A 12,670-nucleotide genomic window follows, 5' to 3' on the forward strand; every position below is an offset into this window, starting at 1 on the left:
TTGCGTATACCATATTATTAACCTAAAACAAAACCGTTTAGGCAAAAATATATCTAGCGTTTAGAAGCCAGATAAACCCATTAAACGCTCATATTATATTTAACTAAACCGCAGATATAAAAAATAAACTTGGTTTTATATCTTCCTATTAATTGTTTTCCTGAGCAAGTTAGTTAATGCTATTAATATAGCAATCCTAAATAAGTTCAAAAACATCCCCGACTTCTTCAAGAAGTCGGGGATCTGAGCCTCTAGAGAATTAAATCATTTTAGTAAGTGAAAAAACTACTATTTTTTGGACTGAAGATTATGTATGGGATGTAACCTTAAATTCAGCCTCATTCCTGGATTTAAAAGTCCATCAAAAAAATGCATCCAGCTTGCTAATCAACCAAAAAGTGTTTAATCAAAAATTAGATAATCAGGTATCAGGAGCTTTTAAAATTCATGTTACAAGGATGGATTCAAATTGTTCTGACATTACTTATCGTCATAGCAACTACTCCCTTATTCGGGAAATATATGGCTGACGTTTTTATGGGAGAAAAAACACTGCTTGACCCAGTGATAACTTCCATAGAACGAGCCATTTATGCTTTGGGTGCCGTGAATCCACAAAATGAGATGACTGGCTGGCAATATGCCAAAGCCGTGCTGTATAGCAATCTCGTTATGGGGATTTTAGTTTACCTCATCCTCACAACTCAAGGATGGTTACCACTCAATCCTACAAGACTAGGTGCGCCAAGTTGGGATTTAGCATTGCACACCACTATTTCCTTTCTCACCAATACAGATCAGCAGCACTACTCTGGTGAGACAACCTTGAGTTATGCCAGTCAAACCTTCGCCTTGGGTTTTCTCATGTTCACCTCCGCGGCGACGGGTTTATCTGTGGGAGTGGCCTTCATTCGCGGTTTAACCGGCAGACCTTTGGGCAACTTTTACAATGACCTTACAAGGTCAATCACAAGAATATTACTGCCCATGTCCATCATTGGCGGATTGTTGTTAATTTTGGCAGGTGTACCAGAAACCTTGGCTGGCCCAGCAACAGCAACTACCCTAGAGGGCGCGACTCAGGTAATTGCCCGTGGGCCAGTTGCCCACTTCGAGATTATTAAACAAATTGGCGAGAACGGAGGCGGTTTCTTTGGTATCAACTCCGCCCATCCCTTTGAAAATCCCAATGGTTTCTCTAATTTGCTAGAGACTTGGGCAATGATTTCCATCCCCTCGGCGCTGATTTATACCTATGGAGTGTTTGCTAACAACAGAAAGCAAGCATGGCTAGTATTTTGGATGGTCTTTATAATCTTTGTCTTCTTAGTAGGCATTGCCGCAATTGGCGAGTTTCAAGGAAATCCCCTGATTAATCCCCTTTTAGGAGGACAGCAACCCAACTTAGAAGGCAAAGAAGTGCGATTTGGTTGGGCGCAAACAGCACTATGGGCGGTAATGACTACAGCAACCATGTGTGGTGCTGTGAACGGAATGCATGATTCTTTAATGCCCTCAGGTGGATTTGTCACTCTATCTAATATGTTCTTGCAAATCATCTGGGGAGGTCAGGGAACTGGCACGGCGTACTTATTTATCTACTTGATTTTAGCAGTGTTCCTCACTGGTTTAATGGTGGGACGAACTCCAGAATTTTTAGGACGCAAAATCGAGAAAAAAGAAATTGTCCTTGCCAGTGTCGTCTTGTTAGTTCACCCATTTGCTATTCTCGTCCCTTGGGCGATAGTTTTTGGCTTGGACGGTACCCTCTCAGGCATAAGTAACCCAGGTTTTCATGGCGTTTCTCAGGTGGTCTATGAATATGCTTCAGCAGCAGCAAACAACGGTTCTGGCTTTGAAGGATTAGGAGATGGCACCCTCTGGTGGAACCTCAGCACCAGTGTCAGCATTTTGGCAGGACGTTATATCCCCATCATCGCCCTGCTGCTGCTAGCAGATAGTATGTCCCGCAAGCAAGCTGTTCCCATGACCGCAGGTACCCTGAGAACCGATACCAGACTTTTTACCAGTATTACAGCGGGCGTGATTTTGATTCTTGGTGCTCTCACCTTCTTCCCCGTACTAGTTTTAGGACCTCTGGCGGAAGCATTTCAAATTGCTAGAGGCGGTTAAACAAATAAAGATAGGACTAAAGCTGCGTATCACAATAAACATCTATTGTAGGGTGCGTCAGACTCGATATATCTAGCAAATAAACAAATTTTTGACATCTGACGCACCCTACTAATGTGTCAGTTGCGTAAGTCCTGAAAGAATTGAAAATTGAATGAAAATGGAATCATCAACTAAACCTCGACAAGAACGCAGACATACCCCCAAAGCTCAAAATACTGGACTTTACACTAGGGCGTTTCGCCAAGCATTCCTAAAGCTGCACCCACGGAATATGCTCAAGAATCCAGTCATGTTCTTGGTATGGGTAGGGACAATTATCACCGCCCTGGTAACGATCGCACCTAACTTATTTGGCGTCACTCCCGGAAACAACCCACGACTATTTAATGGTTTAATTACCCTGATATTATTCTTCACAGTTGTATTTGCTAACTTTGCCGAAGCGATCGCCGAAGGACGAGGTAAAGCCCAAGCAGATGCTTTAAGAGCGACTAAATCCGATGTTACAGCCCGTAAACTCCTCCCCGATGGCTCCATCCAAGAGATTAGTTCCACAGCCTTACGTCGCGGCGACCATATTAAGGTGATTGCTGGCGATATCATTCCCGTCGATGGGGAAGTGATTAAAGGTGTGGCCGCCGTTGATGAATCTGCCATCACTGGGGAGTCTGCACCAGTATTGAAAGAACCAGGGACAGACATTGCCAGTTCTGTGACTGGGGGAACGCACATCACCTCTGATGAACTAATAATTCGGGTAATGAATGACCCAGGCCAAGGCTTTATTGACCGAATGATTTCCCTAGTAGAAGGAGCTTCCCGCAGTAAAACCCCTAATGAAATCGCCCTGACAGTTTTGCTAGCAGTCCTGACTCAAGTGTTTTTAGTAGTAATTGCCACTATACCCACAGTAGCAGTCTATGTAAAATCGCCAGTCAGTATTGCCATGTTAATTGCCTTGTTGGTAGCGCTGATTCCCACCACTATCGGGGGATTATTGAGTGCTATTGGGATTGCTGGCATGGATAGAGTCGCTCAGTTTAACGTGATTGCTACCTCTGGACGGGCGGTAGAAGTCTGCGGAGATATTAATACCCTGGTATTAGATAAAACAGGCACGATTACCTTAGGCAACCGCTTGGCAGAAGAATTTATTCCCGTTAACGGTCATTCCCTCGAAGATGTCGCAAAAGTTGCCCTAGCATCCAGTATTTTTGATCAAACACCAGAAGGAAAATCTATCGTCAAACTGGCAGAAAAATTAGGGGCAAAATTAGATTTTGACCCAAAACATGGAGAAGGTATTGAATTTTCTGCCAAAACTCGGATGAGTGGCACTGATCTACCGAATACTATCCAAATTCGCAAAGGAGCCGTGGATGCAATTAAAGGATTTGTCCGCTCCCGCAATGGAAAATTAACCCCGGAACTTGATACAGCTTTTGAACGAATTTCCAAATTAGGTGGAACGCCGTTAGCTATTTGTCAAAATGACGATGTCTACGGAGTAATTTATCTCAAAGACATTATTAAACCAGGCATTCGAGAACGTTTTGATCAAATGCGGCGCATGGGGATTAGAACCATTATGTTAACGGGAGATAACCGCATCACTGCATCTGTGATTGCCCAAGAAGCAGGAGTTGATGACTTCATCGCCGAAGCTACCCCTGAAGATAAAATTGAAGTGATTCGTTCTGAACAAGCACAAGGCAAGTTGGTGGCCATGACTGGAGATGGTACCAATGATGCTCCGGCCTTAGCTCAAGCAAATGTCGGAGTGGCGATGAATTCAGGTACCCAAGCGGCGAAAGAAGCTGCCAATATGGTAGACCTAGATTCTGACCCGACAAAATTGATTGATATTGTCACCATTGGCAAACAACTACTGATTACCCGTGGCGCACTCACTACATTTTCAATTGCTAACGATGTCGCTAAATATTTTGCGATCATTCCCGCTATCTTTGCCGGAATTGGTGTTGGTAGTCTCAATATTATGGGTTTGGCCAGCCCCCAATCTGCGATCTTGTCAGCGCTGATTTACAATGCCTTGATTATTCCGGCGCTGATCCCATTAGCCCTAACTGGTATCAAGTTTCGACCGCTAACGGCAGATCAACTTTTGCAGCGAAATATTTTCATCTATGGACTCGGCGGCGTGATTGCTCCTTTTATTGCCGTCAAAGTGATTGATGTGCTGATTACTGCGGTTGGTTTAGCTTAACTACGATTTTGGATTATGGAATACTTACCACAAGATTTTGCTCAAGTGTTTGCCTTCGTCACCTGCAAACGAAATCACATTCCTGTAAGTCTATTTTTACTGCTGTGTTTTAATGTGCTGTTAGCACCAGCAGTACAAGCTGCGACCCCACTCCAATTATCACGTTCTGCATCTTACGCCATTGCTCTGCTTTTGCTTGTCACTATGAGTCTGTGCGTTTATTTATTTGTTGTAATTTTTCAACCGGAGAAGTTTTAAATGGGTCAGCTACGCCAAATTAATCAAGCTATTCGTTCTACCATTGCTCTCTGGTTACTAACAGCATTCCTATATCCTCTGTTGATGCTGCTGTCAGGACAGATAGGGTTTTCTTTCCAGGCTAACGGTAGCTTACTCACCAATTCTCAAGGGACAGTTGTTGGTTCGGCCTTGATTGGTCAACCATTTACGAGCGATCGCTACTTTTGGAGTCGTCCCAGCAGTATTGACTACAGTACTACCCCCAACGTTGCCACCACAGGAACTTCAGGAGCCAGCAACCTCGCCCCCAGCAACCCCGACTTACTCAAACGCATTCAAGGGGAAGTGGCAAGGCTGAATCAAGCTAATATTCAACCTACTGCTGATTTAGTTTATACCTCCGCCTCTGGTCTAGATCCACATATCACTCTAGCAGCCGCTCAAGCACAGGCACAGCGCATCTCCAACGCCAGACATCTCGACCCAAACCAAATTACGACCCTAATTAGCAAACACACTGATGGCAGATTCCTGGGCATTTTTGGTGAACCTGGAGTCAACCTCTTGAGGTTGAACATGGCATTAGACAACCTTGCAACTTAACGTTTAACCTCTCTCCAGGTAAATATTCACTTTCCTCCTAGAAAAAGGCATTAAGAAGAAAGAGGAATAGGAGGATATTTTATACCTCCTGCTTTTTAAATTTTCGGCTATGTCTAATGTTCAGGCGGGATAGAATTCATACCTTAATAGTCATTGTCAGCCACACAAATACCTTTACATTTAATACCGTTCGTAGCAGTGCGCTGACAATGAGAACATAAAACTTTTTCGTTTTCTGTTTCTTTATTTGTCTTTATACTAGTGGTTGCCTCTAGCTGATCTTTTTCGGTCTGGAGTTTTACATTCATAAGAATGAAGGAATTTTTTGCTGTTTAAATTTTACTTAATCACTTAATTACATTTTTCATCAACTCTGGAATTTGAGAAGGGCGTTCAGCTACGGGAACTTGTGCTTCTTGGAAAGCTGCTAATTTATTTTTGGCTGTACCAAAACTAGGATCACGTCCCACAAATGTTGCTAAAGTTCCTGTCTGACGCCAATGTTTTGCCAGTGGTGCTTGGGTACCTGCGATGTAGGCAATCACTGGTTTATCAATTGCCTCGGTAATGTACCGCGCTGCTGCTTCTTCACTACCACCACCTGGTTGACCAACTAAGACGATCGCCTGTGTAGCTTCATCCTCATCGAGAATTTGCAGCCATTGGAGAAACGATGAACCAACGATCGCATCGCTGCCAATGCTGGCACTAATTGACTGCCCTAGACCCGCTTTTGTCAATTCCCAGGCGATTTCATAGGTCAGGGTGCTGCTGCGACTGACGATACCCACCGCACCAGGGGTATACAATTCACTAGGGTGAGTGCCTAAGAGAATTTTCCCCGGTACAATAATTCCTGGACTGTTGGGGCCTACCACAATGGTTTCACAGGACTCGGCTTTGCGGAGTAATTGCACCATATCCAAAGGCGGCACCCCACCAGAGATAATGATGATTTGACGAATATCAGAGGCGATCGCTTCTAATGCTGCATCTAGCACTTGGTAAGGATGGACACAAATAATCGTTGTGTCAATTGCCCCAAATTTGGCAATCACCTCCTCCACCAAGTCAAATATTGGTAGATCGTACAATTGCTGTCCACCAGATCCGGGATTGACACCAGCTACCAAGTTTGTACCATAAGCTTTCATTTGCGCAACATGAGTTTCTGATATGTATTCACTGAAGCCTTGGATTAATACTTTGCTATTTGGTGTTAGGTTCATAAAAAAGTACGGTTAAGTTCTAGCAATCCAGTGCCTCAAGACACCGAGAATAACAACACAAGCGCAGTGCATAGTATTGATTTAAGGGAAAAATGGTACTATTTTTTGTAGGCGCTTAACTTAGAAAGACGGATTGCTTCCGCCACTGCTGTATCTAAATTTTCTACCACTATCAGCACATTGGTTTGGGTTTTGAGTGCGGCTAGATATTTTCTAGCGGCATTGAACTCAGAACCTGCAAGACGGATGACCACGCGCGGCAGAGATTCCTCGCGATGGCTTCTGCTGCTACTGGAGCCTAACATAGAGGATTGAATTTTGCTTCTGTCTTGTTGCAAAAATTTGGCAATGACTTCCGGCATTTCTGCCAATTGAGGAATAGTACCTAGGAAGTTAATGAGTATTACTTGAATGGTTTTGTCAGCAGCTAAGATTTTTAGACCAGTCTCTAGGCGATCGCGGAAAGTAGTCGGTGCGGTATCAGTGAGAAAAGCATGTCGCAGATTTAGACAAACACCAGGTTTACCACCAGCATTGGCAACTAAATCCAAAGTAGTCAACACCGAACCAGTGCCATTACCTAAAATACCTATTTTCCCGTTCATTTCTAAGGCATCCCAGTCACCTAAAATGCTGTTGATCTGACTACTCGTATGACGGCTGACAATTCTTGCCGCCATTTTTGCCATTTCTGGATGACGGTTGATGGCTCGTTCATTGACTATAACTTTGCCATTCAGGGCCATAACTTGGCCAGAGGTACTAACCGCTAGAGGATTAATCTCTACTAGGTCTAGGTCTTTTTGTATAAATAACTGGTACATCTTCTCCAGCACGCTGGTGACTGATAGCATCAGCATACCCTGCAAACCCATTTTCAACGCCAGTCTTCGGGCATAAAACGGCGAAAATTCCTGATTCACTACCACATATTGCATTTTTTCTCCCGCCGATTCCCAATCAATATCTGCTTCTTTGCAACCTAGGAGTACTGGTCGGCAAACAGCGGTATCTAAAACTACTGCCAGATAAAATTCTTGATCGGCGTCATACTTCGATTCTGCCAGCAATACTTCCGGCAACTCTCCCCAAATAGATAAATTGAAGATACTTTGGGCGGCGGCGATCGCATCGATTGTGGTTTCTGCAATCCTGACTCCACCAGCTTTTTGCCTTTCAGCAGCATGTACCTGTGATTTCAGGACTATCGGATAGCGGATTTTTAAACGTTTCAAATCTGTGGGATGGTCAATTCGTTGGGAGGGTAATACGGGAATTCCCGTCTCGCTAAACAATTCTTTAACTTGATACTCTAATAGATCCATTGAAATACACCTTCTCTTGTCACTTCCAAAGCATGTACCGGGTGCTGTCTCATCGCTTCTACAGCACCTTGATTGCAAAATCTAGCTTTGGTTGGCTATAAAAATTTATTTTTCTCGTATCAATTTTATCGAATTCGACAGATCGGGTAAATTAATTTCTAGAGCCAACCCTTGGGTACCAGGCTGATCAGACCTAAATCATCTTTTCCGTACACTTTCTAGCGTCTAAAAGCACTAAGCTAGAATTGTTTCTCTTTGGTTTGGATCGTTTTATAGGACTCATATTTGATTTTTGAAATACACGTAGGTTGTGTTATGCCATAGGCTAACGCACCAAAACCGTCGGATGGTGCGTTAGGTCAGCCGTAACACACCCTAAATATACTTAGATTTTTGAAAAAATCAAATCGGATTGCTATATAACTACTGTAAGACATCTAGAAAGTTTACCTGCGGTAGCTACTGAGGTTTTAATGGCCCCAATCAAGGCACTAAAGATGCCCTAAATACTGATTATTTCCATTTTTTCTAATTTCTGCTGGCCCTGGGACTGTCTGGAGCATTGAGGAAAATGAAAAAGTAAAAATTTGAACAATTACTACTTAGGTTATTTTTGCCCACCCAAAGGTCGGGATTTGTGTTAAAAAGTTGATTTATTGGATGTAACCACTGGGGCCGGTTAATATGCATCTACACTCAGCAAAGATAAGTTTTTATATTTTCTACTGTCAAAGATAATAAAAACACTAAATAAAGACTAGCGGTCATGCTCTATGAAAATAGCATTCCCTCAGGAAGATATACAGCTTTTAGCCACGATTCTACAGGAACAATTACTTGCAGAAGTCCAATCTGGTGAAGTTTTCCAGGTTAAATGTGCTGTCAAAAATAACGAGCTAATGGTTTTAACTCAACACCCACCAGGTGTAACAGTTGACAGGGAAACAATTTTTACCATACTGGAAGAAGCTATCCTTGGGCAACCGGACTACCAGTCCCAAGAGACGCAGTTGTTCCTCAGGGTTTCTGGAGAAAAACTCCCTTACGCTAAACATTGCCTGAGTCGGAAGGTTCAGGATAAAGTGCAAGATGGGGAACTCAGTACCCCCCCAAAATGGGATTTAGGGGTGATGGGGAACTCAGCGCCCCCAAGCACAGAGCCGAGAGCAAGCGATCGCCTAGTTTTTCCCCCTACCGACCTTCCCATAGATGAACCCCCATCAATCGATTTCCCCAACTCAGACCATCTATCTATGGATGAGACTGAGTTAGAGGAAGCCTTTGACCCCTTGGCAGGTTCACCAAATTTGATGGCTTCTAAGCGATCGCTATCTCTACAACCAATCATTCTTGGTGTAGCCTTGGTGGGTGGTTTCGCCTTTGGTGGCAGTGCTTTCTTGTTCAGTCGTCCTTGTGCGGTGTCCGAATGTCAAGAAATACAAACCGCTGAACTATTAAAAGTAGAATCTCGGCGACTAACACGCAGCGCCAAGTCAGAAAAAGATTTGATTGCAGTACAACAGCGACTCTTAGCAGCCAGCAATAACCTGACTCAAATTCCTGACTGGGCATCCCGAAAACAGCAAGCAGAGGAACTGTCTGCAAGTTTGTCTGGACAGGCAAGAAAAATTAGTCTGGTAATCAATGCTTTGCAAGCTGCATCCTTAGTAGAGGAAAAAATGCCAACTGCCGCCAATAACCTGGCAGAATTACAAGCTAGACAACGTTTATGGCGACAAGCGATCGCACCACTAGAGGCAATCAGCCCCAATAGCGAACTTTATGGGCTGGTACAAACAAAATTACCGCTTTATCGTATCGGTTTACAAACAGTAAATCAGCAGTTACTCAAAGAGGAACTATCGCTGAAAAAACTGACTTCAGCCAAAGCTGTAGCTAATACAGCCGTTGCTAATGCAGCCAATGCCAAATCTGGGAATGACTGGCAAAAGGTGGAGTCTACTTGGCTTTTAGCAGTCAATGCCTTAAAGAGCATCCCCCAGACTAGCCCAGCATACCAAGAAGCACAAAACCTGTTGGCAGAATATCAACCGAAACTAATCATGGCACGCGATCGCGCCACTAAAGAAAAATTAGCCGCCAAAACCTACCAACAAGCTATCAACACAGCCAATCAAGCTCAAGTCTATACGCAAAAACAACAATGGAAGGCAGCAGTAACATACTGGACTCAGGCTTTACAGGTTGCTCAACAGATTTCTAGTGAAAGCTCGTACTACACTCAAGCCCAGTCTCTAGTCCAACCCTACTCAGAGTCCCTCCGACAAGCACAAGAAAAATTCCAAATCTATGGCGATTTAGAACAAACTCGCGCTGACTTAAATAAAACTTGTACTAATGGAATTAAGCTTTGCACGTTTACTATAGATAGCCAAGGCATTATGGTTCGCTTAACGCCTGAATATGACCAAGCAATACAAAATAGCTTGACTAATCCTGATTCTAACCCCCTGACAAACCACTTCCAAAGCTTAAAGGAAGCACTCGTAGTGATTAGCGAAAATGCCAAACAGCCGCTGTTAGTCTATGATTCTCAAGGTCAAGAAATGTATCTGCGGATGCCCTGAATGTGGTAATGGGTAATGGCTAATGGCTAATGGCTAATGGCTAATGGCTAATGGCTAATGGCTAATGGCTAATGGGTAATGGCTAATGGGTAATGGCTAATGGGTGATGGGTGATGGGTGATGGGTAATGGGTAATAGAAGTTAATTATCTTTTCCCTGACCAATTACCAATTACCAATTACCAATTACCAATTACCAATTACCAATTACCAATTACCAATTACCAATTACCAATTACCAATTACCAATTACCATCAGGTGATTTTCTAATGCTTGGCGCATTGTGTCTACAGGCACGATTTCTTGGTGTAACCAGATTTTTAAGGCTGCTGCGCCTTGCTGGACTAGCATTTCTAACCCATCAATGGCGATCGCCCCTTGTTTTTCTGCTTGTTGGAGAAATAGCGTTGGTTTAGGGATATAGATCAAATCATAGGCGATCGCACCTGGTGGCAGATCAGTCATTTCCCCAACACTCAACGGCGACACCTCCAGATGAGGATACATCCCCATCGGGGTTGTATTTACCAGCAAGTTAGCTTGGGGGATTAGCTTTGGTAGTTCCTCCCATTGATGCACCTGAAATTGCGCCGCTTGGGATGAATTGCCCCAACTATGGCGGAATTCTTCTAACTTCTGCACATTGCGCCCCACAACATGAATAGACGCACAACCAAGCTGGATACAACCTGCCACAACTGCCCTGGCTGCGCCACCATTACCTAAAATTACTGCTACCTTTTGACTCCAATCTTGGTGATAAGTTGTTTGCAAAGGGGCAATAAACCCTTCTACATCGGTATTTGTCCCCACCCATTTACCATCTTGGCGAGTTACAGTATTCACTGCCCCTATGGCTTGGGCTATGGGGGTAACCTCTGATAACAAAGACAATATCGCCTGCTTGTGGGGAATTGTCACACTAAAGCCGACGACGCCAACAGCAGCAAAACCTGCGATCGCCACTTCTAAATTTTGTGGTTCGATAGGAAAGGGAAGATAAACATAATCTAATCCCAACTCAGCAAGGGCAACATTGTGCATCACCGGCGATAGAGAATGTTCCACCGGATGCCCAATCACACCTAAAAGTTTAGTTGTGCCTGTAATCAATCTTTCTTTTATCATTAGTCATTAGTCATTAGATGCGTCTACTATATAAATCCTAGACAAGTCTAGACATTTACTTCTTACTTCAATGGGAGCATGGGAGCGGTTATCCCTCAGTCTCTTTACGCATCCTACCTGTAGGGTGCGTTCCCTAACGCACGAATCATGATTTTTATCGTTTGACTACTAGCCTACAATTATTAAAAGTTACTTTATATTTTTTTATTTAAATCATGCAGGCAACTACAGCCCCCTCTACACCCCCAATTCCTGGCAAATATTGGCAGTGGCGAGGGCACAACGTTTACTATGTACAAGCGGGAGAAAAACAACCGCAACGTCCGCCCTTGCTGTTAGTCCATGGCTTTGGTGCTTCCACAGACCACTGGCGCAAGAATATCACAGGACTGTATCCAGATTTTGAAGTATATGCCATCGACCTTTTGGGATTTGGACGTTCAGCTAAACCAAAATTGCAGTATGGCGGCGACTTGTGGCGCGACCAACTTAATGATTTTATCAGTCAAGTGATTGGTCAAAAAGCCGTATTAGCAGGTAACTCTCTTGGTGGCTACGCTTGCTTGTGTGTTGCAGCCCAATTTCCCGACAGCGTAGCCGGTTTAGCATTACTCAATAGTGCAGGCCCCTTTAGTCAAAATCAGCCAACATCTGAACCAGAAGCATTACAAGCCCAAATTCAGCCGCCTCAAAAACCTTTGCAACAACTCTTGGGTGATGCTGTAAAGTGGATTTTTCAGCAACCTTTAGCCCAATTTATATTATTTCAATACGTCCGCCAGCGGTGGGTAATTCGTCAAACTTTAGAAAAAGTTTATCTAGATAAAAGCGCAATTACAGACCAATTGATCGAAGAAATTTCTCGTCCTGCTTTTGATGCTGGCGCACTAGATGTATTTGTCTCCGTCTTTAGCAGCCCCCAAGGAGAAAAAGTTGATGTACTGCTAAAGCAATTAACTTGTTCTCTATTACTATTGTGGGGAGAAGCAGACCCTTGGATAAATGCCAGAGAACGTTCCCAAAAGTTTCGCCAATATTATCCCCAATTAACAGAATATTTTCTCACAGCGGGTCATTGTCCTCATGACGAAGCACCCGATAAAGTAAACCCACTTTTACGCGATTGGGTCTTGTCTATTACTCAGTCAAATTATAGCGGTTAATCCCAACAAACCTTTCCCTAACCCTCTCCTA

Annotated in this window: 10 protein-coding genes; 7 read left to right on the forward strand and 3 right to left on the reverse strand. The window is 43.6% G+C overall.

Translation table 11 applies throughout. The annotated features are described in order from the left end of the window. The first annotated feature begins 447 nt into the window (after positions 1-447). The 4 genes from kdpA to kdpC all read left to right on the forward strand — a co-directional run bounded on the left by kdpA (position 448) and on the right by kdpC (position 5,206). A complete protein-coding gene (kdpA, locus tag H6G32_RS14350; RefSeq protein WP_190459358.1) occupies positions 448-2,133 on the forward strand; it encodes a potassium-transporting ATPase subunit KdpA in 1,686 nt (561 codons plus the stop codon). A gap of 160 nt (positions 2,134-2,293) precedes the next feature. Beyond that, the gene (kdpB, locus tag H6G32_RS14355; protein ID WP_190459360.1) at positions 2,294-4,363 is read left to right on the forward strand and encodes a potassium-transporting ATPase subunit KdpB; all 2,070 of its coding nucleotides are present in this window, start codon (positions 2,294-2,296) and stop codon (positions 4,361-4,363) included. A gap of 15 nt (positions 4,364-4,378) precedes the next feature. After that, the gene (locus H6G32_RS14360; RefSeq protein ID WP_190459362.1) at positions 4,379-4,621 is read left to right on the forward strand and encodes a potassium-transporting ATPase subunit F; all 243 of its coding nucleotides are present in this window, start codon (positions 4,379-4,381) and stop codon (positions 4,619-4,621) included. Further along, positions 4,622-5,206, forward strand: coding sequence for a K(+)-transporting ATPase subunit C (gene kdpC / locus H6G32_RS14365; RefSeq protein WP_190459364.1), 585 nt, complete (start codon positions 4,622-4,624; stop codon positions 5,204-5,206). A gap of 347 nt (positions 5,207-5,553) precedes the next feature. Here kdpC and H6G32_RS14370 read toward each other — a convergent pair whose 3' ends face one another. Further along, positions 5,554-6,435: a succinate--CoA ligase subunit alpha gene (locus tag H6G32_RS14370; RefSeq protein WP_190459367.1), complete on the reverse strand. Its 882-nt coding sequence runs from the start codon at positions 6,433-6,435 to the stop codon at positions 5,554-5,556. A 98-nt stretch (positions 6,436-6,533) separates the two neighbouring features. Then, entirely contained in the window at positions 6,534-7,760 is a 1,227-nt protein-coding gene (locus H6G32_RS14375; protein WP_190459369.1) for a succinate--CoA ligase subunit beta, read from the reverse strand. A gap of 773 nt (positions 7,761-8,533) precedes the next feature. Between H6G32_RS14375 and H6G32_RS14380 the strand changes: the two genes are divergently transcribed. Further along, entirely contained in the window at positions 8,534-10,348 is a 1,815-nt protein-coding gene (locus H6G32_RS14380; protein WP_190459371.1) for a hypothetical protein, read from the forward strand. 163 nt (positions 10,349-10,511) lie between these two features. Then, the gene (locus H6G32_RS27420; protein WP_375539800.1) at positions 10,512-10,610 is read left to right on the forward strand and encodes a hypothetical protein; all 99 of its coding nucleotides are present in this window, start codon (positions 10,512-10,514) and stop codon (positions 10,608-10,610) included. On the opposite strand, the gene H6G32_RS14385 is transcribed toward H6G32_RS27420, so the two are convergent. Further along, complete coding sequence (locus H6G32_RS14385; RefSeq protein ID WP_190459373.1) at positions 10,583-11,476, reverse strand: shikimate dehydrogenase; 894 nt, start codon at positions 11,474-11,476, stop codon at positions 10,583-10,585. The two genes, H6G32_RS27420 and H6G32_RS14385, sit on opposite strands and share 28 nt — an antisense overlap. A 215-nt stretch (positions 11,477-11,691) precedes the next feature. Here H6G32_RS14385 and H6G32_RS14390 point away from each other — a divergent pair, with 215 nt between their 5' ends. Next, positions 11,692-12,639: an alpha/beta fold hydrolase gene (locus H6G32_RS14390; RefSeq protein ID WP_190459376.1), complete on the forward strand. Its 948-nt coding sequence runs from the start codon at positions 11,692-11,694 to the stop codon at positions 12,637-12,639. The last annotated feature ends 31 nt before the right edge of the window (positions 12,640-12,670 follow it).

The sequence above is a fragment of the Cylindrospermum sp. FACHB-282 genome (genome assembly GCF_014697195.1).
Lineage (GTDB): Bacteria > Cyanobacteriota > Cyanobacteriia > Cyanobacteriales > Nostocaceae > Cylindrospermum.

Coding starts and splice junctions, on each gene's coding strand:
- H6G32_RS14385 (WP_190459373.1), bottom strand. CDS start 11,476: ATGATAAAAGAAAGATTGATTACAGGCACAACTAAACTTTTAGGTGTG.
- H6G32_RS14380 (WP_190459371.1), top strand. CDS start 8,534: ATGAAAATAGCATTCCCTCAGGAAGATATACAGCTTTTAGCCACGATT.
- kdpB (WP_190459360.1), top strand. CDS start 2,294: ATGGAATCATCAACTAAACCTCGACAAGAACGCAGACATACCCCCAAA.
- H6G32_RS14360 (WP_190459362.1), top strand. CDS start 4,379: ATGGAATACTTACCACAAGATTTTGCTCAAGTGTTTGCCTTCGTCACC.
- kdpA (WP_190459358.1), top strand. CDS start 448: ATGTTACAAGGATGGATTCAAATTGTTCTGACATTACTTATCGTCATA.
- kdpC (WP_190459364.1), top strand. CDS start 4,622: ATGGGTCAGCTACGCCAAATTAATCAAGCTATTCGTTCTACCATTGCT.
- H6G32_RS14375 (WP_190459369.1), bottom strand. CDS start 7,760: ATGGATCTATTAGAGTATCAAGTTAAAGAATTGTTTAGCGAGACGGGA.
- H6G32_RS14370 (WP_190459367.1), bottom strand. CDS start 6,435: ATGAACCTAACACCAAATAGCAAAGTATTAATCCAAGGCTTCAGTGAA.
- H6G32_RS14390 (WP_190459376.1), top strand. CDS start 11,692: ATGCAGGCAACTACAGCCCCCTCTACACCCCCAATTCCTGGCAAATAT.